Source organism: Uliginosibacterium sp. 31-12 (assembly GCF_030548425.1).
In the GTDB taxonomy this organism is placed as follows: Bacteria; Pseudomonadota; Gammaproteobacteria; order Burkholderiales; family Rhodocyclaceae; genus Uliginosibacterium; species Uliginosibacterium aquaticum.
Window position 1 is genome coordinate 170,905 of sequence record NZ_JAUOOA010000006.1, and the last position, 21,097, is coordinate 192,001.

Sequence of the window (21,097 nt, forward strand, 5' to 3'; positions counted from 1 at the left end):
GAGGGGGCGGCTCGGGCACACTCGGAGTATGCCACTGGGCACAAATAGCAACTGATAAACACTTCACAGGGAGCAGGAAATGAGCTTTTTCAGCGAATTCAGAGAGTTCGCCCTCAAGGGGAACGTGGTCGATCTGGCGGTCGGTGTGATCATCGGCGGGGCCTTCGGCAAGATCGTCGATTCGATGGTGGGCGATGTGTTCATGCCGATCGTGGGCGCTGTGGTCGGCAAGATCGATTTCTCGAATCTGTTTCTCGTGCTGGGCACCGTACCGGCGGGTGTGGAGAACAATCTCGCCGCGCTGAAGAAGGCCGGTATTCCGGTGCTGGCCTACGGCAACTTCATCACCATCGCGATCAACTTCGCGATCCTGGCCTTCGTGATCTTCATCATGATCAAGCAGATCAACCGCCTCAAGCGCGAAGCGCCCGCCGCCCCGGCCGAAGCGCCCGCCACGCCGGAAGACGTGCTGCTGCTGCGCGAGATCCGTGACGCGCTGAAAAAGTAAGCACCGCGCACCGCGCTTCATCAGGGCGGCCGCTGGCCGCCCTTTTTCATTCCCGCCTCAGCAAGCCTTGTTGCCCTGGGCCGCGCACAGCCTGGCGCGGGCCGCCTCCATCGAGCCCAGATCGATGAGCTTGCGATAACCCAGGCTAGCGAGGGTTTGCGCGGCGAGGGCGGAGCGCCGCCCAGAGCGGCAGTAGAGCTGCACTTCGTCGTCCTTGCTGACGCCCGCCATGCCAATGCGCTGGCCGATCAGCTGATGATCAATGTTCAGCGCCCCCTCCAGATGGCCCGCGGCATATTCCTCCGGCGTACGCACATCGATCAGCACCGTTTTCGCACTGGCCAGCCCACCAGTCAGAACCAGCAGGGCTACAAGGCACAGCTTCTTCAGCATTTCGGTCTCCTTAGAGTCTGATCCACATCAACGCCGAGATTCTCGCCGCCAAACAATAATTGGCTTTTGCCAATAATCAAGCTTCGATGGCTCGCCCCCCCAAGCAGCGCTGCATCCGATGTGCGCCGGTTTCAGACTACTTCAAGCCACGCGGTGTGCCCTTGCACGCGCTGGACGAAATCGCTCTGGAGCTCGACGAGCTGGAGGCCTTGCGCCTGGCGGACCTGGACGGCCATTACCAGACCGAGGTCGCGCTGCGCATGGGCGTCTCGCGCCAGACCATCGGCAACATCCTCGCCCGCGCCCGTCACAAGATTGCCGATGCCCTGCTCAACGGCAAGGCCCTGCGAATCTCATCCACATCGCAGGGCGAGGCTCAACGCCCTCCTCACCCGCCCACGGGAGAGGATCTGGTGGAGAGGGCCGCAATCACGGGGCCGTCTCCTGTCGATTTAACCCAAGTACTGAAGGCAATGCCATGAAACTCTGCATCCCCGTCGCCAGCCCGGAAGGGCTCTCCAGCGCCCTGCACGCCGACTTCGGCGCCGCCCAGCATCTCGTGATCGTGGATGGCGAAGCCGTTCATGTGCTCGACCGGGCTCAGCCCGAATCGATCAGCGAGGAGCTGGTCAGTGGCATCCAGGGCATCCTGTGCAGTGAAATCCATCCGCGCCTGCTCTTCGAGCTGCAGCGCAACGGTATCCAGGTGTATGGCTGCGAAGCGGCCACCGCGGCCGAAGCTCTCGCCCAGTTCCAGGCTGGTGAGCTGGAAGCCGCACCACCCTTCGATCCGCATGCCGAACAAGCGGGCGGAGGCTGTGGCGGTCACGCTCACGGAGACGATCACGAATGCTGCGGTGGCAAAGGCCATGACAACCCAGACCATGAGTGCTGCGGTGGCAAGGGGCACGCACATGAAGGGGGTGGCTGCGGCGGCCATGGCGGCAACAAGAGTGGGGGCTGCGGCTGCGGGCACTGAGCGACGGGCCGAGGCTGGGCGACCTGTGGACGCCCTGTCAGCCCCAGCGAAGGCTGAAGCGTTACACTTGCGCTGCCTTCATCGGAACGCCTCTATGCCCCGCCTGCATCCCGCCGCCCTGCCCCTGCTCTTCGTCTGCCTCCTTGCCGGCTGCTCCACGCTGAGCGAAGACGAGTGCCGGCAGGGAGACTGGGAACGCGTCGGCTATCGTGACGGCCAGAACGGCCAAGCGCCCGAGCGCATCTCTACGCACCGCAAATCCTGCAGCGTGTACCGCCTGGAGCCGGACGAGACGGCTTGGCGTCTTGGGCGCGAGCGCGGCCTGAATTTCTACTGCACACCGGCCAACGGCCTCTCCGCCGGCCGACGTGGAGAGCGCTATGCCGGGGTATGCCCGGAGCGCTCCGAAGCGGCTTTCCTGCGCGGTTTTGAAGCCGGGCGTGAGATCCACCTCGCCCGCGAGCACATCGACTATCTGGAGCAGGAACAGCGCAGCATCGAAGTTCGCATGCCAGGCGCTCGCAACGAAGAAGAGTTGCGCCAGTATTCAAATCAGCTGACCCGGCTACGCCTGGAACGCGAGCTCGCCGGGCGCGAACTGCGCCTGTCCGAGCAGCGTGCCGAGCGCCTGCGCTGGTAAGTCACGGGAGAGGTCATGAGCATCAGTCGCAAACCGATCAACCGTGGCGGCATCAAATCCGCCGGCTATGATCGGGCCAGCCGCGTGCTTGAGATTGAATTCTCAAGCGGCAAGGTGCTCCAGCACACCAATGTGGGCGACGAGATCGCCCAGCGCTTCCTCGCCAGCAGCTCACCGATGGGCTACTACCAGGACAAGATCGAGGAAGAGTACCCGACCCGACGCTAAGCCCCCCGATCAGGCGTGTTCCGGAACCTTCTGCTGCGGATGCCCCGGCTCGTATTCATACTTGGGCAGGATCGGGTTCATGCTGTCCCAGCACTGAGCGCTGTGGGTCCACAGATCTGCAGCGGGACGGAACAGGGTCGGATCGTCCAGGCTGCCCGCCTTGAGGGCGATGTAACCGGGCAATGCCGCGCTTGACATGAACAAGGGCGAACCGCACTCCGCGCAGAAACCTCGCCGCACCGTGTTGCCGCTATCCGCCACCGACACGAAATACTTCGGCACACCCTGCCTCAGACAGAAGTGATCGGCCTGCACCACCACCAGCGGCGCAAAAGCCCCGCCACTGCTGCGCTGACAATCCCGACAATGACAGTTGAGCATCACAACCGGCTTCGCCTCGCATTCATAACGAATTGCTCCGCAAGCACAACCTCCTGTCAGTACGACAGTCATGATCGCCTCCCGAGGATGCCTGGATGATTTGACTATAGGCCGCTGCGCATGGCGATCCTGCCAGCCTGCCCCTAGGCGCGCCAGATGCAACAAAATGTTTCGAAGCGCTAGCGCCCGCCCCGCCGGAAGCGCTCTCCAGCAAGGCCGCAGGGGCTTGGGGCCACTCGGACGACGCTTACATTTGCTTGCAAGCACGCGTCAGCCGGTGCGGCAGGGCTTCGTTAATCTGCACAGACGGCAGGCCGCCGCCTTCAGACTCAGGAGATCATCATGCAAGCCCGTTCCCTGCTCATCCCACTCGCCCTGCTGCTCAGCACAGCCAGCAGCTTTGCAGCCAGCACTCCGCGCACCCCCGAAATCCGCCAGGACCGTCGCGAAGTCCGCTCCGACAAACAGGCCGTGCATGCCGATCACCGCGAATTGCGCCACGAGCGCCGCAGCGGAGATCTGAGTGGCGTACGGGCCGAACGGCATGATCTGCACACGGATCGCCGCGACCTGCATCAGGACAAGCGCGATTTGCGTCGTGATCGCCGCGCTGCCGGTGCGCCGGGCTAAGCCCCACACGCATGAAAAAGGCCGACCCGTGGGTCGGCCTTTCTGTATCCGGAAACAGCCAGGATTACTTTTCCGACAGCGCTTCCACGCCAGGCAGAGCCTTGCCTTCGAGGAATTCCAGCGAAGCGCCGCCACCGGTGGAGACGTGCGAGACCTGATCTTCCAGGCCAGCCTTCTCAACCGCTGCCACGGAGTCGCCACCACCGACGATGGTGATCGCGCCCTTGGCAGTGGCTTCGGTCAGCGCGTTGGCCACGGCGTAGGTGCCGACAGCGGAAGCGTCGATTTCGAACACGCCCATCGGGCCGTTCCACAGCACGGTCTTCGCGCCACGGATGATGTCTGCATACAGTGCAGCGCTCTTCGAGCCGATGTCCACGCCTTCCTGATCCGAAGGAATCGCGGTGGAGGCGACTTCAACCAGACCATCCAGCGTACGGGCGCCGAAGTCCAGACGCTTGGTGACCATGGTGTCGATCGGCAGTACCAGCTTGTCGCCAGCCTTGGCCATCAGGCTCTTGGCGAGTTCGACCTTGTCGTTTTCGCACAGCGAATTACCGACTTCATGGCCTTGGGCCTTGAGGAAGGTGAAGGCCATGCCGCCACCGATCAGCAGCTTGTCGACCTTGGGCAGCAGGGCTTCGATCACGTCGATCTTGCCGGAGATCTTGGAGCCGCCGATGATCGCGACCAGCGGACGCACCGGCTTGTTCACGGCTTCGCCAAGGAAATCGAGTTCCTTCTTCAGCAGCAGGCCGGAAGCGCGCGGCAGGTTGATGCCGACCACCGAGCTGTGGGCGCGGTGAGCGGTGCCGAAAGCGTCCAGCACGAACACGTCGCCGTTGCGCGAGAGGGCTGCGCGGAAGGCTTCAACAGCTTCCGGCGTGGCCTTGGTGACGTTGCCTTCCTTGTCCTTGACCTTGCCTTCTTCTTCGAGGTGGTAGCGCACGTTTTCGAGCAGCACCACTTCGCCCGCGGCGAGCTTGCTGGTCACAGCTTCGACTTCAGCACCGACGCAGTCCGACAGGAACTTCACCGGCTTGCCCAGCAGCTTTTCCAGACGCTCAGCAACCGGGGCCAGCGTGCACTTGGCGACAACCTTGCCATCCGGGCGGCCGAGGTGTGACATCAGGACGACGGAAGCGCCCTTGTCCAGCGCGTACTTGATGGTCGGGATGGCGGCGCGGATGCGCTTGTCGCTCTCGACGACGCCGTTATTCACCGGCACGTTGAAGTCCACGCGCATCAGTACGCGCTTGCCGGCCAGGTCCAGATCTTCGATGAACAGCTTGGTCATGTATTTGTCCTTGGTTTGTAAGGATTTTCAGGGGAATCAGTTCGGCATTCTACAAACAAACCCAGCGAAAGGCAGCGGAACAGGGATTGCTTTGGACCTCCTCCTGCAAGAACCTGCGTTTTGTCAAATTCTGTGGGTCGGGTTGTTACCTGAGCACCCGTGATTTACCTTGATTAGAGCTAAGTCCGACAAAGGCACACCCGTCGAAAGACGGGGTCGCAAAGTTTCCGGTCTAAGGGGCAACCTACGACAGCGGGACCGCCAGAACACAGCCCATCACTGGGCTGCGCCCTGCCGTTCATGCTTGCTCCCTCCGGATTGATCAGTCATTCAGGAGACCTGCATGAGTGCGCCGCAAAACAAAAGTCACCAACCCCGCCGTAACGGTGTCCTCCTGCTGACACTGCTTCTTCCGGCAGGCCTTGCTCAAGCGGCAACCTATGCACCCTGGCTCAGGCAGATTGGTGTAAATGATGCAATCATGTCGGCCGCCAACTGGGGAACCGGACAGCTGCTCGGCGTGGTCGACACCGGAATCAATCCAACCCACCCTTCGTTTGCCACAGGGCAGGTTTCACAGACCCTGAGCACCTGCGCCGCTGTCAGCTTTCGCTGCAGCAACGGATTCCGTGATGACAACAGCCATGGCACGGCAGTCGCAGCCATCGCGGCCGGCAACAAACCCTTCGCCTGGAACGCAAGCTATGGCGGCTACACCACGACCGCAGGGAGCGTGATCAGCGTCGCCCCCAACGCCAACATCGTTGCTAAAAAAGTGCTGAATGCCTCCGGGTCTGGCTACAGCACTGACGTGGCCAACGGGGTGCGCAAGGCTGCCGATGCCGGCGCGAGCGTAATCAATGTCTCAATCACCTACGGCAACACGGCCGACATGGTTGCCGCCATCAACTATGCGGCCTCCAAGGGCGCATTCATCGTCTGGGCGGGTGGCAACAGCAATGTCGCACTACTGAATGGTGCCAATACCAACGGGCTGACCGCCCAAGCCATCAGCCGACTGGTATTCGTGGGCTCGGTGAGCCCGACCAATGCAAAGTCCTCATTCAGCAATACCCCCGGCAGCGGCAAGCTGGTCAATACCAATGGCCAGGCAACGGGCTATTCGCTGCGTTGGCTGGTCGCACCGGGGGAGTCCATTCTCGCCCCCTACACGACAGCCGGTACCGGTACCTGGTCTTACTGGTCCGGCACCTCAATGGCGGCCCCTGTCGTCAGCGGTTCGTTGCTGCTGCTGCAATCGGCCTGGCCGATCCTGAAAACTCGCGGCACCAGTATCGACCTGCTGCTCGCCACGGCCACTGACCTGGGACCTGCAGGCGCTGACAGCACCTATGGCGTCGGGCTTGTAAATCTGGGCCGCGCATTTCAACCCTATGGCACTCTCAGCGTGACCCGTGCCAATGGCAGCACCATCGCCCTGAGTAGCCTCACCGGCAGCATGATCAGCAGCGGCGCGCTGGGCAGCATGGCCTCAGTGCAGTCAAAACTCGCCAGCTACACCGCGCTGGATACCTATCTGCGCAACTTCACGGTCAATCTCTCTGGCCTGATCAAATCCCCCGCCGCCAAAGCTAGCCTCAATGCGCTGCCTACGAACGTCAACAAGGGCCCTCGTGCAATCAAACTCGCGGACGGGCGCGAACTCGCCTACTGGCAGGGCCCCGGTGACAGCCCCAGAGACCACCTGGGTGAATTCGGCTTCAACGAGGAACTGGCCTCGCAACGTCAGCAAGGCTTTGCCATGTTCACCGACGCCAGCGGCACCAGCATCGCGATGGGCTACGGCTATCCGGCACAGTACGCCTTCACGCGCGCCATGACCGGCGATGAAAACCTGGCCTGGCTCTCACATGACAGCGCACTCCCCGACCTGATGAACCTCAGCCAGGGCGGCGCACTCGTTGCGGCTGGCCTGCCATTAAGTCAGTCGCTGCGCTTTGCTGCCAGCTGGAGCAACACGGCGGCAACCGAAGCAGGCCGCAACGGGAACTGGTCGCCCTCCTGGGCGACCCCCGAAGCACAAGGCATACAGTTGGGCATGAATTACCAGCTCACCCAGATGTTCAGCACCGGAGTGAAGATCGGCGCACTGACCGAGCAGCATGGTCTGCTCGGCAGCACGTATGACACACACTCCGCAATGAGCCTGGGCCGCAACAACAGCATGAGCTACGCGGCCACGCTGGGCATGCGCTTAAGTGCAAATCATCACCTACTCTTCGAAGGCGGCTTCGCACGCAGCTCGGCGGCGCAGGCCGATGGCCTCTTTGCCGGAACTAGCCGCATCCGCTCAACGTTCTGGAGCGCGAGCTACCAGCAAACCAAACTGCTAGCGTCACGTGACCGCCTGACCCTGAGCCTGCGTCAGCCCTTGCGCGTCAGCCAGGGAAACATCAACGTGACGAGCACCATGATCGCGGAAGACGGCGAGGCATACCTCGTGCATGAATCAGCCAGCCTGCGGCCAGATGGCAGGGAGCTGGAGCAGCGCATCACCTACGCCTTGCCTACTGGCAAACTCAGCGACATGACACTGCAAGCCAGCTACCGAAAAGATGCGAACAACATCCAGGGGGATAACGATGCCTCGGTCGGCATGATCTGGAGCACCCGTTTCTGAAATCCCGGGGCACCAAAACAAAACGCCCGGCAGATTGCCGGGCGTTTTCATAAATCAAGCACGCATCAACCAAACATTACCCGGCCTTCAACCAGCGTGTGCTTCACTACGCCTGGCAGCGGCATGCCGAGGAAAGGCGTGTTCTTGCCCTGACTCCTGAGCGCTTCGCGGGTGAGCACCTGATCGGCTTCAGCATCGAAGATCACCACATCGGCACGCGCACCCACCCCGAGGTGGCCGCCCTTGGTGATGCCCATGATGCTGGCGGCACTGGCGGTGACGCGGGCCAGCGCGTCGGGCAGGGACACCTTATCTTCCTGCGCCCACTTGATCACCAGCGGCAGCAAGGTTTCGAGGCCGGTCATGCCCGGCTCGGCTTCGGCGAACGGCATCTGCTTGCCATCGTCATCCACCGGGGTATGGTCTGAACACACGGCGTTGATCTTGCCGCTGGCGAGGCCGGCGCGCAGCGCCGTGCGGTCGCGCTGGCTGCGCAGCGGTGGCACCACGTAGCACTGCGGGTTGAAGTAGCCAATGTCGATGTCGCACAGGTGCAGGTGGTGGGCGGCCACGTCGCAGGTCACGTCCAGCCCGCCAGCGCGTGCGCGCTCAATACATTCCAATGCGGCAGCCGAGGAAATACGCGTGATGTGCAGCTTCACGCCGGTCATGCGCGCGAGGCTCAGGTAGGTTTCGAGCGCCACGGTCTCGGCTTCCACCGGAATCCCGGTGAGGCCCATGCGCGAGGCGACTTCGCCATCGTGCGCCACGCCGCCCTTGCCCAGATAGGGGTCAATCGGCTGCAGCCAGACGCGGAAGCCGAAGGTGGCGGCGTACTGCATGGCACGCAGCAACACATTGGTATCGAGCACCGGCGTATTCACCTGCGAAAAAGCCACACAACCGGCTTCGACCAGCTCGGCCATCTCGGTGATGCGCTTGCCTTCAAGCTTGGCGGTGAGCGCGCCGACCGGATACACGTGGGCGCAGTGCAGCTTCTTGGCGCGGAAGCACAGCATCTCGACCAGACCCGGCTCATCCAGTACCGGATCGGTATCCGGCGGGCAGGCCAGGCTGGTGATGCCGCCAGCCATCGCTGCCTGCATTTCGGACTCCAATGTGGCGCGGTATTCGAAGCCAGGCTCGCGCAGACGGGCCGACAGATCCACGAGACCGGGGGCGACGATCAGCCCCTTGGCGTCGATCACCTTCTCGGCCACAAAGCCGGCCGGAGCGCTGCCGAGGGCAACGATCTTGCCGCTCTCGATGAACACATCCTGCTGAGCGTCGATCTGGTTGGCCGGGTCGATCACGCGGCCGTTTGCAATCTGGATTTTCATGTTCTCAGTTCCCCGCTGCCAGCATGCTCATCACCGCCATCCGCACCGCGATGCCGAAGGTCACCTGCGGCAGGATCACTGCGTTGGCGCCGTCGGCTACGGCCGAGTCAATCTCCACGCCGCGGTTCATCGGGCCCGGGTGCAGCACAATGGCATCCTTGGCGGCGAGCGCCAGCTTCTCTTCGGTGAGGCCGTAAAACTTGAAGTATTCGCCGCTGGAAGGCAGCAGCGCGCCGCTCATGCGCTCGTTCTGCAAGCGCAGCATCATCACCACATCCACGCCTTTCAAACCCTCTTCCATATCGTGGAAGACGCGCACGCCCATGCGTTCCACGTCGGTCGGCAGCAGCGTCTTCGGCGCGATCACGCGCACTTCCGGCACGCCCAGCGTAGTGAGCGCGGCGATCTCGGAACGCGCCACGCGCGAGTGCAGCACATCGCCGACGATGGCCACCGTCAGCTTGGTGAAGTCCTGCTTGTAGTGGCGGATGGTGTACATATCCAGCAAGCCCTGCGTGGGGTGCGCATGGCGCCCGTCGCCGGCATTGACCACGCTGATGTGATCGCGCCCGGTGTTGCGCAGGTGCTGGGCCAGGAGATAGGGCGCACCGCTGGAGGCGTGGCGCATCACAAACATGTCCGCGCCCATGGCGCAGAGATTGTCTACCGTGTCGAGCAGGGTCTCGCCCTTGCTGGTGGAGCTGGTCGACACGTTCAAATTGATCACGTCGGCCGACAGACGCTTGGCGGCGATTTCGAAGGTGGTGCGGGTGCGCGTGCTGTTCTCGAAGAACACGTTGAACACGCTCTTGCCACGCAAGAGCGGCAGCTTCTTCACTTCGCGCTCGGCCACTTCGGTGAAGGGCGCGGCGATGTCGAGAATTTCGGTGAGAATGGCCTTGGGCAGGCCGTCGAGGGTCAGCAGATGGCGCAGGCGGCCATCCTTGGTGAGCTGAGGATTAAGCACTTTTCACCTCCAGGGAAAGATTGCCGGCCACATCGCGCTTCAGATCCAGTTTGCTGCCTGCGGGCAGGCGCTCCGGCAGATGCCAGGCGCACCAGGTCGGGCCGATCGGCAGTTGGCGCTCGCCACGATCGACCAGCACAGCCAGATCCACGCAGGCCGGGCGGCCGTAGTCAAAGAGTTCATTGAGCGCAGCACGCGTGGTGCGGCCGGTGTAGAGCACGTCATCCACCAGAATGATGTGACGCTCGCTCACGTCGAACGGGATCCCGGATTTCTGCGGGTGCGGATGCAGGCCGCGCGAGCCGTAGTCGTCGCGATAGAAAGACACATCGATGCTGCCCAGCGGTTCGGCAATGCCCAGCAACTGGTGCAGGCGCTCAGCCACCCACACGCCGCCGGAGTGGATACCAACCAGTGCAGTATCAGGCCGCAGTTGCGAGCGGATCAGGGTGGCGAGTTGCTCGCAGAGCACATTGGCGTCAGGCAGGTTCATCGTGATTGTCCGTGTCCAGAAAACTTTGCAGGATGCGCTGGGCAGCCAGCGCATCGAGATGTTGTTTACGTTCGCGCCAGCTGCGGCTGACTTCGCGCAACATTTCTTCAGCTTCCGCGGATGACAGGCGCTCATCCACCAGCGCTACCGGCAGGCCGAAGCGGCCATTCAACTGGTTGGCAAAGCGCTTGCAGCGCGCCGTCATCTCGGTGGCCGTGCCATCGAGTGCGCTGGGCAAGCCGACCACCAGCCTCACTGGGCGCCATTCCTTGATGAGCTTCTCGATCTCCCCGAAACGCAGATCATTGGCCTCACCGTGGATGGTCGTGAGCGGTTGGGCCAGGCGGGTTTCGGTTTCGCCGGTAGCCACGCCGATGCGGGCCGTACCAAAGTCGAAGCCGAGCAGGGTACCCATCATGCAGATGCCCGCAACACAAGCGTTCTACACTCCGCTCGCCCCTTGAGGGAGAGGAGGCGGGAAAGCGGGAAGACGCACTTCACGCGTGCCCCGCCACATCCGAGAGATTCGCGAAGTCGATGCCCAATAGATGAACAGCGGCGTCCAGGCGTTCCTCAGCCGGCCGCTCGAAGATGATGCGCGGATCGGCCGCCACCGTGAGCCAGGAGTTCTGCGCCAGCTCTTCCTCGAGCTGGCCGGCCCCCCAGCCGGCATAGCCGAGCGTGATCAGCAATTCTTGCGGTTCGCCGCGTTCAGCCAGCGCCTGCAGGATGTCCTTGGAACTGGTCAGGGCGATCTCGGGCGTCACCTTGAGGCTGGACTGCCAGTCGCCATGCGGGCGATGCAGCACGAAGCCACGATCGGTCTGCACCGGACCGCCGAAGTAGATCGACTCATCGCCGCGCTCGGCATGCTGAAGGGGGATCTCGATCCGCTCCATCAATTCCTTGATGTCCAGATCGAGCGGGCGATTGACTACCACGCCCAGCGCGCCGTCCTCATTGTGTTCGGCCAGATAGACCAGTGCCTTGGCAAAAGGGCCATCGGCCAGCCCAGGCATGGCGATGAGGAAATGATGGGTAAGGTTCACGTTTTGCACCATTCCATTTTAACCTGTTTGCCCGCGCCCTGTTCCGGCCCGCAATCACCTGAAGCCATGTCCCGCGACCCTGCCGCCCTCGTCTGGTTCCGCCGCGATCTGCGCGATTTCGATCACGCTGCGCTCTCCCATGCCTTGCAGGCTCACGCCAAGGTGTTCTGCGCCTTCGTGTTCGACACCGACATCCTCGACGCGCTACCTTCCCGGCAGGATAGACGGGTGAGCTTCATCCATGCCAGCCTCGCCGAGCTGGATGCCCGTTTGCGCGAAAAGGGCGGCGGCCTGATCGTGCGTCATGGCCGCGCAGAGGAAGAAATTCCGCGCATCGCGAACGAATTGAAAGTGGTGGCGGTTTTCGCCAACCATGACTACGAGCCGGCCGCGATCGCCCGCGATACCCGCGTGGCAAACAGCCTGAAGGACAGCGGCATTGTCTTCCGCTCCTTCAAGGATCAGGTGATCTTCGAGCGACGTGAGATCCTGACCCAGTCCGGCAAGCCCTTCGGCGTATTCACGCCCTACAAGAATGCCTGGTTGCGCAGTGTGCAGCCGCGCGATCTGGGAGCCTGGCCGGTTGCCGATTTCGCCGGTCATCTTGCCTCGCCGCCGGAAGGCAGCCACCTGCCGGCGCTGAGTGCACTCGGATTCGAGACCTGCGATTTGCGCGTCACTCCCGGCATGCGTGGCGGCGAAGCCTTGTGGGAGGAATTCACCGGGCGCATCAACCAGTACCACGCGGCGCGCGACTTCCCCGCTGTAAAGGGGGTTTCCTACCTGTCCACCCACCTGCGCTTTGGCACCGTATCGATCCGCGCACTGGCCGGCAATGCCCACGCGCGCAGTGGCGCCGGAGCCGAAAGCTGGTTGTCGGAACTAATCTGGCGCGAGTTCTACCAGCAGTTGCTGTTCAACCATCCCCACGTGGTCGAGCATGCCTACAAACCGGAGTTCGACGCGCTGCACTGGGAACAAGGCCCGGCTGCCGATGCCCTGTTCGATGCCTGGTGCGAAGGCCGCACCGGCTACCCGCTGGTTGATGCTGCGCAGCGCCAGCTGCTCGCCAGCGGCTTCATGCACAACCGCCTGCGCATGGTCAGCGCCAGCTTCCTCACCAAGGACCTGGGCATTCACTGGCTGCGGGGCGAGCGCTTTTTCGCGCAGTGGCTGCTCGACTACGATCTGGCCGCCAACAACGGTGGCTGGCAATGGGCCGCCTCCACCGGCTGCGATGCCCAGCCCTGGTTCCGCATATTCAACCCGATCACCCAGTCGGAGAAGTTCGATCCACAAGGCAAGTTCATCCGCCGCTATGTGCCGGAGCTCGCAGCTGTGCCAGACAAACTCATCCACGCCCCGTGGAAACTCAAACCCGCGGAGCAGCGCGCCATCGGCTGCGTGATCGGCCGCCACTATCCGGCCCCGATCGTCGATCACGCCACCGCGCGTGAGCACACCCTGGCGCGTTTCAAGGCCATCCGGTCTAAGCACGAAACCGACGCGGAATAGCCGCCCATACGCTATCGAACGGTCGCCCGGCGCGCGCCTGCTACCGCTCGTCGGGTCGTGACAAATTTCACGTTTTTGCCAAAAATTGTCAGATTAACATCCAGACACCTTGTCGGAATTTTTCCTACATTTCCCGTCCTGATAACAAGCCGGCAAGGAACTGGAGGAATCATGCAGCAGCTCTCTCATGGCTTGAAAGCCACTCTTCTGACATCCATCCTGAGCGTCGCGCTCACCGCCTGTGGCGGTGGTGGTGGTGGCGGGTCATCCAGCGAAACCAACAGCGCTACCAGCAGCAGCCCAAGTCAAACTTCGGCCAGCTCCGCGGCCAATAGCACAGCCGCCGCCTCGTCGAGCAAAACCTCGTCGTCAGTCTCCAGCACGAACGCCTCGGCCACTTCGAGTTCGGTCACCTCATCCACAGCAGCTTCCAGCGCCGCGACCAGCAGCACAGCCGCTACCTCATCGAGCAAGGCCTCGTCGTCGGTCTCCAGCACGGCCGCATCCAGCGCAGCAGCCGCTTCAAGCGTTGCCGGCGGCGCCGCCGCGACGACTTCCGGTGGTTTCTCCACTGCCACGGGCGGCAACGTTGCCAGCGCGCGCAAATTCACTGCAGCCAGCCACACTGAAATCAACACCATCATTGCCAACGCGCGTTTCAACGATGCGGGTAAAGAAGTCAGTACTGGAGCATATCCGCTGCACATCACCTACACCGGCAATGAAGACACACTGATAGCCCAGATCGTCGCGGACTCCACCATTGACGCCAATCACGATTGCCCGGCGCCGCACTGGAACGATGCCTACCGCTATGTCGAGGTGAAGAACTACACCGCAGGCATCACCATCGAGGGCGCCAACGGCTCCTCGGCCAACTTCGGCATCGTGATCAACGGTGGTTCGAACAACGTCATCGTGCGCAACATGAAGATCGGCGCACTCGGCGGAGCCAAAAACGATGCCGATATGTTCCGCATCGACGGCGGTTCCAACGTGTGGATCGACCACAACGAGATGTTCGCCGTAAACAACGAATGCAACGGCTCGCCCGACGGCGATCTGACCTTCGAGTCGGCCATCGACATCAAGAAGGCCTCGCACAACATCACCGTGTCGTACAACTACATCCACGACAGCAAGAAAGTCGGCCTGGATGGCTCCTCCTCGTCCGACATCGATGGCGGCCGCGAGATCAGCTACCACCACAACTACTACAAGAACGTGAACGCCCGCTTGCCGCTGCAACGCGGTGGCTGGATCCACGTGTACAACAACCTGTACGACGGTATCACCGACTCAGGCATCAACACCCGCCAGGCCGGCTACGCGCTGATCGAAAGCAACTACTTCCAGAACGCCAAGAATCCGGTGGTGTGCTTCTATGACAGCGGCAGCAACTGCGGTTTCTGGGATCTTCGCAACAACAACATCACCAGCACAGCTGACTTCGCCACCTACAACATCACTTGGTCGACACCCTCCAGCGGTGACAAGAGTGCTTCCAACTGGACCACCACTGGCGCCTTCCCGATCACCCTTCCCTACACCTACACGCCGCACACACCGGCCTGCGTGAAGGCCAACCTGCCCAGCGTCGCGGGCGTGGGCAAGGCATACGCCACGCTCAGCTGCAACTGATCCCGCTGCACAGTCAAAGCTTGCGGGCCGCCCTCGGGCGGCCCTTTTTGTCTCCGGCAAACTCACCTCACACAGCCGACCTGCGTCAGGAAAGCGCTCCTGCGGCTGGAGTATGATTGCCGCTCCCTGCTCCGGAAGCACTGGTTTGAAGATCCGTCTGGCAATCCTCCTGCGCGTGCTTGGCTTCACCCTCGGCGGCATCATGGCTGTAGTGGCAGCACTGGCCATGTGGGTGTGGATCAGCTTCGATGCTGAGCACACCGCTCAAGCGCTCACGCGCCACTTCAAGGATGTGCACCAGCGCGGCCTGCTCATGAGCCAGCCGCCGCAACTCTCCATCTGGCCGCGCCCAGCGCTGCTGCTCAAGCGTGCCTCGCTGACCGAGGCCGGCCGCTCCGAGGCCTTTGCCAGCGTGACCCAGTTGCGCCTGGAGCTGGCTACCCTGCCGCTGCTGCAGGGCATCTTCGAACTGCGGGGCGTGCGGGTCACCGGCCTGAGTGTCCGCCTGCAACGCAACCGCAAGGGCGAATGGAACTTTACCGACCTGATCGATCCGCCCGCCTCGGCAGGCCTGCCGGAATGGCAGCTCAGGCTTGAGCGTCTGCGCCTGGACGAAGCGCGCTTTGCTATCGAACGGCAGGGCGGCAACGAACGTATCCTGCTGCGTGGCCTGCAGCTTGACGCCAGCCTGCCCGCTGGCGAGATGGCCGGCAAGCTCAGCTGGCAAGGCGAGCTCAGCGAAGCGGCCAGCACCAGCGAGCTGAAGTTCCGCGGGGATGCGCGCCTTAAGCTGCAGGACGGGCTCTCCTCCGGCAGCCTCGACGAATTGCACACCTACTTCGATGGCAACAGTCATGGCCTACAGGGTGCCACCTTGCAGCTCGACGCCCAGCGCCTGCTATGGGCACGCTACGGCCGCGAAGGCAGCCTGGCCGATCTGCAGGCCCGCCTGCGCGGTGCTGCCGGGGCTCAGGCACTGGATTTCAACGCCAGCGCGCCCGACCTAGGCTGGCTGGACGAAACTCTGCAGGGCCGCGACTTCCAGTCCACGCTGGCCCTGCGCACGGTGGACGGGCAGAGCGAATTGCGGCTGAACCTGCCGGAGATGCAGGCCACCGCCCCACGCGGCTTCCACACCGCTCAGGCACGCTTCGACTGGAAGCAGCAGTACGGCAAAACGCTGGGCAGCGAAGGCCAGCTCAAGCTGGATCTCTACGCCGAACCGCTCAGCGGCCTGCTGCGTGCCGAGCGGGTTGCCGGCGAAATCGGCCTGCAACACCCACGTCTGCACACCCCGGCCGCACGCGCACGCCTCGACGGCAGCTTCAGCCTGCAAGCCGGCAACAGCGAGCTCACCTTGCAGGCCTTGCTCGGCGAGGATGCGCTGCAACTCAAGGCCCGCCTGCAGCAACTGTGGCCACTGAGCGGGCGCTTCGAGCTCGGAGCCACCCGCCTTGATGTCGATCGCCTGCTCGCGGAAGCCCGCCCCGGCAACAGCCTGCCACCGCTCACCCTGCCCGCGCTGGACCAGCACAGCCTTGGCGGCAGCTTGAAACTCGCCCACCTGCGCATCGGTGGCGTGGAGATTACCAGCCTGCAAAGCCCGCTGCTGATCGACAAGGGCCAGCTCAATGCCGACGGCTTCCTGGCCCGGATTCATGGCGGCGAAGTCTCCGGCAAGCTGCTGCTCGAGCCGGCCAGCAGCAGGGTCAGCCTGCAAGGCGACTTCACTGCGCTGCCACTCTCGGACATCACCCGCGAGAGCAGCCTGCCCCTGCCGCTGGGCGGCCAAGCCAGCGGCTCCTACCGCCTCGGCTGGCTGCAGCAAGCCAACCAGGCCCCGCTCGCCACACTCAGCGGCGCCATCCGCTGGAACCTCACTGACGCCACCCTGCAAGGCGTGGACCTCGAGCGCAGTCTGCAGGAGCTGGGCCCCGCCATCGGCGCCGGGCGCATGTCCGCCCGCAGCCCGGCCGCGGATGAACGCAGCGAACTGGGTAGCGCCAACAGCCGCTTCGTGTTTGAGCAAGGCAAGCTCGCGGTCGAACGCATCGAAACGCGCAGCAAATGGCTCAAGCTTGGCGGTAGCGGCCAAGCCGACCTGCCGCGCGGCGAAATGGATTTCAGCCTGCAAGCCGAACTCCTGCCAGCCGCACCACGCGAGCTCACCGCCCTGCGTGGCAAGCCGATTCCGCTACGCCTCAAAGGTCCACTGCTGCACCCGGATCTGCGCTACGAACCGGGCACTGCCAGGCCCACTGCTTCACCCGCCAAAAAATGACCCAGGAATTCAGCAGCTACATCGTCGGCGGCGCCGTGCGCGACCGCCTCCTCGGCCTGCCGGTGCAGGACCGCGACTGGGTCGTGGTCGGTGCCACCCCCGAAGCCCTCGTCGCCGCAGGCTACAAGCCGGTCGGCAAGGACTTCCCGGTCTTCCTTCATCCGCACACGCACGAGGAATATGCCCTGGCCCGCACCGAGCGCAAGACGGCGCCCGGCTACAAGGGCTTCGTCTTCCACACCGATGCCGATGTCACGCTCGAAGAAGACCTGATCCGGCGCGATCTCACCATCAACGCCATCGCCCAGGCCGCTGACGGCTCGCTGATCGATCCCTATGGCGGCCAGCGCGATCTCGCAGCACGCGTCTTCCGCCATGTCAGCCCGGCCTTCGCCGAAGATCCCGTACGCATATTGCGAGTGGCGCGCTTTGCCGCGCGCTTGCCGGACTTCACACTGGCGCCAGAAACCCTCGCCCTGATGCGCGAGATGGTGGCGGCCGGCGAAGTCGATCATCTGGTCTCCGAGCGCGTATGGCAGGAGCTCTCGCGCGGCCTGATGTATCAGCACCCGGCGCGCATGCTCGAAGTGCTGCGCGAATGTGGCGCCCTGGCTCGCCTGCTGCCGGAACTCGATGCCCTCTTCGGCGTGCCCCAGCCCGAGCAATACCATCCCGAAATCGATACCGGCCGCCACTTGCTGCTGGTGATCGACCAGGCTGCGGCACGCAACATGAGCCTGCCAGTGCGCTGGGCGGCACTGCTGCACGATCTCGGCAAGGGCGGCACCCCGCGCGAGAACTGGCCGCACCACTACGGCCACGAAGCGCTCGGCCTACCGCTGGTTGAAGCCGTCTGCGCACGCCTCAAGGTGCCGGTGGACTGCCGCGAACTGGCGCTACTGGCCGCCCGCGAGCACGGCAACATCCACAAAATCGGCGAGATGCGTGCCGACACCCTCACCAAACTGCTGGAGCGCAGCGATGCGCTCCGCCGCCCGGAGCGCTTCGAGGGCTTGCTCGAAGTCGCTGCCTGCGACTTTCACGGCCGCACCGGCTTCGAACAACAGGCTGACCCGCATACCGCCCCGTGGCGAACCCTGCTCGCCGCCTTCCGCGGCGTGAATGCCGGCGCGATTGCAGCAGCGCTTGCCGACAAGCGCCAGATCCCGCAGCGCGTGCATGAAGCGCGCGTAGCTGCCGTCGCCGCGGCGCTCGCTGGCCTGCGCTGAGCGGGCAAGACGAGTGCCAGGCCCGCGACGCATGGCGCACAATAGCGCCTCGCCTCCCGCTGCTGCCATGAAGCCGTTCCGCTGCCTGCTCCTCCTTGTCCTGCTCAGCCCGCTCGCCGCCCTCGCCGAAGGCTTTGCCTTGCCGGCCTTCGAACAGGTGCGCGCCAGCCATCTCAGTTCCGACGCTCTGCTGCTGGACCGCACAGGGCTGCCACTGGCCGATCTGCGCCTCGACACGCGCGTGCGCCGGCTCGACTGGGTACCGCTGGCCCAGCTCTCACCGGCCATGCGCGACGCGCTGCTGACCGCTGAAGACCGCCGCTTTTTCGCCCACAGCGGCGTGGACTGGGTGGCCTTCGCCGGAGCCGCCTGGCAGAACCTGTGGGGCGGCGGCAAGCGCGGCGCTTCAACCCTGACCATGCAGCTCGCCGGCCTGCTCGACCCGGCCCTGCGCATGCCGGCCAATCGCCGCAGCGTGGCGCAGAAATGGGATCAGAGCCGCGCCGCGCTGGAGCTTGAATCGAAGTGGAACAAGCAACAGATCCTCGAGGCCTACCTGAACCTCGCGCCTTTCCGGGGAGATCTGCAGGGCATCTCCGCCGCCAGCGAGCTGATCTTCAAGCTGCCGGCGAGCCGCCTCGGCCCGAGCGAAGCGAGCCTGCTCGCAGCCCTGTTGCGCGGCCCGAACGCCGCCCCGCCACTGGTGGCCAAGCGTGCCTGCCGGCTTGCCGCCAGCCTCGGTCGCAACAACCAGTGCGGCGAGATCACCCGCCTCGCCCAGAGCCAGCTCGACACCCCGCGCAACATGCCGCGCTACCGCCTCGCCCCGCACCTGGCGCGCCGCGTGCTGCAGCAAGGCGGCCAGCGCAGCACCAGCCTGCTCGATGGCCACCTTCAGGCACGCCTGCTGGCCGCCTTCACACCCCAGGATGATCCCGCCAGCGCAGTGCTGGTACTGGACAACAGCAGCGGCGAAGTGCTGGCCTGGATCGGTGCTCTGGACCCGCTCGGCGCCGATGGCGTCGTCCGCCCGCGCCTGGCACCGGACTGGTGGTGGCCCTACGCCACGGCGCTGGGCATCGAGCAGCGCCAATGGACGGCCGCCAGCCCGCTGCCGCTGGGCGCCGTGATCTTTGACCCACGTGACGCACGCGCCGCCACCCCCAGCTGGATGAGCCTGCGCTTCGCCTTGCGCGATCACCAGCCTGCCGCACTGATCGGCCTGCACGCCCGCCAGGAGCGCGAGGCCTGGCTTGAGCGCCTGCGCCTGCTCGGCTTCGAGCCTGACGGCGACACCCCGGCCGCGCCCAGCCTGCTCCAGCTTGCCAGCGCCTGGCGAGCCTTCGCGGCAAACGGCCAATGGCAGGCCGCACGCTGGCTGCCCACGCAGGAAAGCAACCCACGGCGAGCCTGGCGCGCCGACACCGCCTTCGTCCTCAGCGACCTGCTCGCCAGCCCCGGCCCGGCCGGCTGGGCCAGCCTGTGGCAAAGCCACGCCAGCGAAGACGGCAGCCGCCTGCTGATTGGCCACAGCGAGCGCTACACCCTGGCGCTGGCCACCACCGGCAACGATCCGCTGGGGCTGTGGCAACGTCTGCAGCTGGCGGCGGCCGGCGACTCTCGGCCGCCGCCAGCGCCGCCCGGCCTCGTTACCCAGAACGTGTATTTCGAACCCGCCCTGGAAACCCCTCGCAGTGAGTACTTCCTGCGCGGCAGTGAAATCGAAACCGTCACGGTGCTGGCAGACGGCCGGCGTGGCCGCATAATCTTCCCGGCGGCCGGTCTCAACCATGTGTTGGACGAAACCGGCCGGCCGCGCGAGCGCTGGATCCTGCAGGCCGAGAGCAGTACCGCCCTGCGCTGGCTGCTCGATGGCCACCCGCTCGGCGAAGGCCAGCGCCTGCTGTGGAATGTTCAGCCGGGCCAGCACCGCCTGGCGATCAGCGATGGGCGCGGTGAAATCCTTCACGCCATCGAATTCGAAGTTCACCCAGCCCCCGAGAGTCAGGAACGATGAACAGCTCGCTCGAAGTCTTCCACACCGCCCCCCAAGGGCAGCCACGCCCGCATCCGCTGCTCTTCGTGCACGGCGCCTATGCCGGCGCCTGGCTGTGGCAGCGCCACTACATGCCCTGGTTTGCCGGCCTCGGCTGGGATTGCCACGCCTTCTCCTTCTCCGGCCACGGCGCCAGCCCGGGGCAGGATCGCCTGAACAGTTTTTCGATTGCCGATTACGTTGCCGATCTGGCCGGCGTGATCCGCGCCATGCCGGTCGCCCCTATCGTGATCGCTCACTCCATGGGTGGGCTGGTACTGCAGAAATACCTTGAAAGTGCCGACCTGCCGGGCGCCGTGCTGCTCTGCTCGGTACCACCGCAAGGCCTGCTCGGCGCCACCCTGAACCTGATCTTCTCGCGCCCGAATGTACTCTTCGATCTGAATCGCATCATCGGCGGCGGTGAGCCGCAGCTCGACAGCGTGCGTGAGGCCCTCTTTCACCAACCAGTCAGCCGGGCGCTGCTCAACGAGTGCTTCATGCACATGCAACCCGAATCGATGCGCGCCGTGTGGGACATGAGCGGTTTCGACCTGCCCCGCCCGGCACGCATGCGCCGCCCGCCGATGCTGATCCTCGGTGCAGCGGAAGATGCCCTGATCCCGCCCTCACAGGTCGAGCAAACTGGCCGCGCGCTGGGTCTGCCGGTCGAATTCATCGCCAATGCCGGCCACGCCCTGATGCTCGAGCCGCACTGGCAGCCGGGCGCCGAGCGCATCGCGGCCTGGCTCACCGCAGAGGGCTTCTGAAACACGGCAGGAGGTCACGGAGAGGAGGGCCCGGAGCACCATGCGCTACCGTATAATATTGTCAGGCAACTTATGAACTA

21 protein-coding genes and 1 riboswitch are annotated in these 21,097 nt (G+C 64.2%); of the genes, 13 read left to right on the plus strand and 8 right to left on the minus strand.

All coding sequences use genetic code 11. The annotated features are described in order from the left end of the window. Window positions 1–79 precede the first annotated feature (79 nt). The gene (gene mscL / locus Q3Y64_RS12910; protein WP_101940841.1) at window positions 80–508 is read left to right on the plus strand and encodes a large conductance mechanosensitive channel protein MscL; all 429 of its coding nucleotides are present in this window, start codon (window positions 80–82) and stop codon (window positions 506–508) included. 57 nt (window positions 509–565) lie between these two features. On the opposite strand, the gene Q3Y64_RS12915 is transcribed toward mscL, so the two are convergent. Beyond that, window positions 566–901, minus strand: a complete 336-nt coding sequence (locus Q3Y64_RS12915; RefSeq protein ID WP_101940840.1) for a rhodanese-like domain-containing protein — start codon at window positions 899–901, stop codon at window positions 566–568. 86 nt (window positions 902–987) lie between these two features. On the opposite strand from Q3Y64_RS12915, the gene Q3Y64_RS12920 reads away from it, so the two are divergent. The 4 genes from Q3Y64_RS12920 to Q3Y64_RS12935 all read left to right on the plus strand — a co-directional run bounded on the left by Q3Y64_RS12920 (window position 988) and on the right by Q3Y64_RS12935 (window position 2,748). Beyond that, entirely contained in the window at window positions 988–1,383 is a 396-nt protein-coding gene (locus Q3Y64_RS12920) for a DUF134 domain-containing protein (protein WP_303562416.1), read from the plus strand. After that, window positions 1,380–1,880 carry a hypothetical protein gene (locus Q3Y64_RS12925; RefSeq protein ID WP_216821631.1) on the plus strand — a complete coding sequence of 167 codons (501 nt, stop codon included), beginning with the start codon at window positions 1,380–1,382 and terminating at the stop codon, window positions 1,878–1,880. The genes Q3Y64_RS12920 and Q3Y64_RS12925 overlap by 4 nt, the downstream gene beginning before the upstream one ends. Before the next feature lie 94 nt (window positions 1,881–1,974). Continuing rightward, entirely contained in the window at window positions 1,975–2,520 is a 546-nt protein-coding gene (locus Q3Y64_RS12930; RefSeq protein ID WP_303562419.1) for a DUF2799 domain-containing protein, read from the plus strand. A 15-nt stretch (window positions 2,521–2,535) separates the two neighbouring features. Then, entirely contained in the window at window positions 2,536–2,748 is a 213-nt protein-coding gene (locus tag Q3Y64_RS12935; RefSeq protein WP_101940837.1) for a KTSC domain-containing protein, read from the plus strand. Between the two features lie 9 nt (window positions 2,749–2,757). Here Q3Y64_RS12935 and Q3Y64_RS12940 read toward each other — a convergent pair whose 3' ends face one another. After that, window positions 2,758–3,129 carry a GFA family protein gene (locus Q3Y64_RS12940; protein WP_216821630.1) on the minus strand — a complete coding sequence of 124 codons (372 nt, stop codon included), beginning with the start codon at window positions 3,127–3,129 and terminating at the stop codon, window positions 2,758–2,760. 342 nt (window positions 3,130–3,471) lie between these two features. Here Q3Y64_RS12940 and Q3Y64_RS12945 point away from each other — a divergent pair, with 342 nt between their 5' ends. Then, the gene (locus Q3Y64_RS12945; RefSeq protein ID WP_101940835.1) at window positions 3,472–3,759 is read left to right on the plus strand and encodes a hypothetical protein; all 288 of its coding nucleotides are present in this window, start codon (window positions 3,472–3,474) and stop codon (window positions 3,757–3,759) included. Window positions 3,760–3,823: 64 nt separating this feature from the next. Here the strand turns inward: Q3Y64_RS12945 and pgk are convergent, their stop codons facing one another. Then, complete coding sequence (pgk, locus tag Q3Y64_RS12950) at window positions 3,824–5,056, minus strand: phosphoglycerate kinase (protein ID WP_303562425.1); 1,233 nt, start codon at window positions 5,054–5,056, stop codon at window positions 3,824–3,826. Window positions 5,057–5,239: 183 nt separating this feature from the next. Then, a riboswitch (cyclic di-GMP riboswitch) is annotated at window positions 5,240–5,322 on the plus strand. Between the two features lie 215 nt (window positions 5,323–5,537). Here pgk and Q3Y64_RS12955 point away from each other — a divergent pair. Continuing rightward, entirely contained in the window at window positions 5,538–7,697 is a 2,160-nt protein-coding gene (locus Q3Y64_RS12955; RefSeq protein WP_303562427.1) for a S8 family serine peptidase, read from the plus strand. A gap of 65 nt (window positions 7,698–7,762) precedes the next feature. Here the strand turns inward: Q3Y64_RS12955 and Q3Y64_RS12960 are convergent, their stop codons facing one another. The 5 genes from Q3Y64_RS12960 to Q3Y64_RS12980 all read right to left on the minus strand — a co-directional run bounded on the left by Q3Y64_RS12960 (window position 7,763) and on the right by Q3Y64_RS12980 (window position 11,558). After that, complete coding sequence (locus Q3Y64_RS12960) at window positions 7,763–9,037, minus strand: dihydroorotase (RefSeq protein ID WP_101940832.1); 1,275 nt, start codon at window positions 9,035–9,037, stop codon at window positions 7,763–7,765. Between the two features lie 4 nt (window positions 9,038–9,041). Beyond that, window positions 9,042–10,004, minus strand: a complete 963-nt coding sequence (locus tag Q3Y64_RS12965) for an aspartate carbamoyltransferase catalytic subunit (RefSeq protein ID WP_101940831.1) — start codon at window positions 10,002–10,004, stop codon at window positions 9,042–9,044. Then, a complete protein-coding gene (pyrR, locus tag Q3Y64_RS12970; RefSeq protein ID WP_303562431.1) occupies window positions 9,997–10,497 on the minus strand; it encodes a bifunctional pyr operon transcriptional regulator/uracil phosphoribosyltransferase PyrR in 501 nt (166 codons plus the stop codon). The genes Q3Y64_RS12965 and pyrR overlap by 8 nt, the downstream gene beginning before the upstream one ends. Then, window positions 10,484–10,915 (minus strand): Holliday junction resolvase RuvX, encoded by a 432-nt coding sequence (gene ruvX, locus Q3Y64_RS12975; protein WP_303562433.1) that lies wholly within the window; start codon window positions 10,913–10,915, stop codon window positions 10,484–10,486. Before ruvX ends, pyrR begins: the two co-directional genes overlap by 14 nt. A gap of 79 nt (window positions 10,916–10,994) precedes the next feature. Beyond that, complete coding sequence (locus tag Q3Y64_RS12980) at window positions 10,995–11,558, minus strand: YqgE/AlgH family protein (RefSeq protein ID WP_101940828.1); 564 nt, start codon at window positions 11,556–11,558, stop codon at window positions 10,995–10,997. A 54-nt stretch (window positions 11,559–11,612) separates the two neighbouring features. Here Q3Y64_RS12980 and Q3Y64_RS12985 point away from each other — a divergent pair, with 54 nt between their 5' ends. From Q3Y64_RS12985 to Q3Y64_RS13010, 6 genes are all read left to right on the plus strand, one after another. Beyond that, a complete protein-coding gene (locus Q3Y64_RS12985; RefSeq protein WP_303562436.1) occupies window positions 11,613–13,061 on the plus strand; it encodes a deoxyribodipyrimidine photo-lyase in 1,449 nt (482 codons plus the stop codon). 171 nt (window positions 13,062–13,232) lie between these two features. Continuing rightward, window positions 13,233–14,702, plus strand: a complete 1,470-nt coding sequence (locus Q3Y64_RS12990; protein WP_101940826.1) for a pectate lyase — start codon at window positions 13,233–13,235, stop codon at window positions 14,700–14,702. Window positions 14,703–14,847: 145 nt separating this feature from the next. Then, complete coding sequence (locus tag Q3Y64_RS12995; protein ID WP_303562439.1) at window positions 14,848–16,983, plus strand: AsmA family protein; 2,136 nt, start codon at window positions 14,848–14,850, stop codon at window positions 16,981–16,983. Then, window positions 16,980–18,212 (plus strand): multifunctional CCA addition/repair protein, encoded by a 1,233-nt coding sequence (locus Q3Y64_RS13000; RefSeq protein ID WP_101940824.1) that lies wholly within the window; start codon window positions 16,980–16,982, stop codon window positions 18,210–18,212. The genes Q3Y64_RS12995 and Q3Y64_RS13000 overlap by 4 nt, the downstream gene beginning before the upstream one ends. Window positions 18,213–18,279: 67 nt before the next feature. Next, entirely contained in the window at window positions 18,280–20,229 is a 1,950-nt protein-coding gene (locus tag Q3Y64_RS13005; protein WP_303562442.1) for a transglycosylase domain-containing protein, read from the plus strand. Continuing rightward, a complete protein-coding gene (locus Q3Y64_RS13010; RefSeq protein WP_101940822.1) occupies window positions 20,226–21,017 on the plus strand; it encodes an alpha/beta hydrolase in 792 nt (263 codons plus the stop codon). The genes Q3Y64_RS13005 and Q3Y64_RS13010 overlap by 4 nt, the downstream gene beginning before the upstream one ends. Window positions 21,018–21,097: the final 80 nt, after the last annotated feature.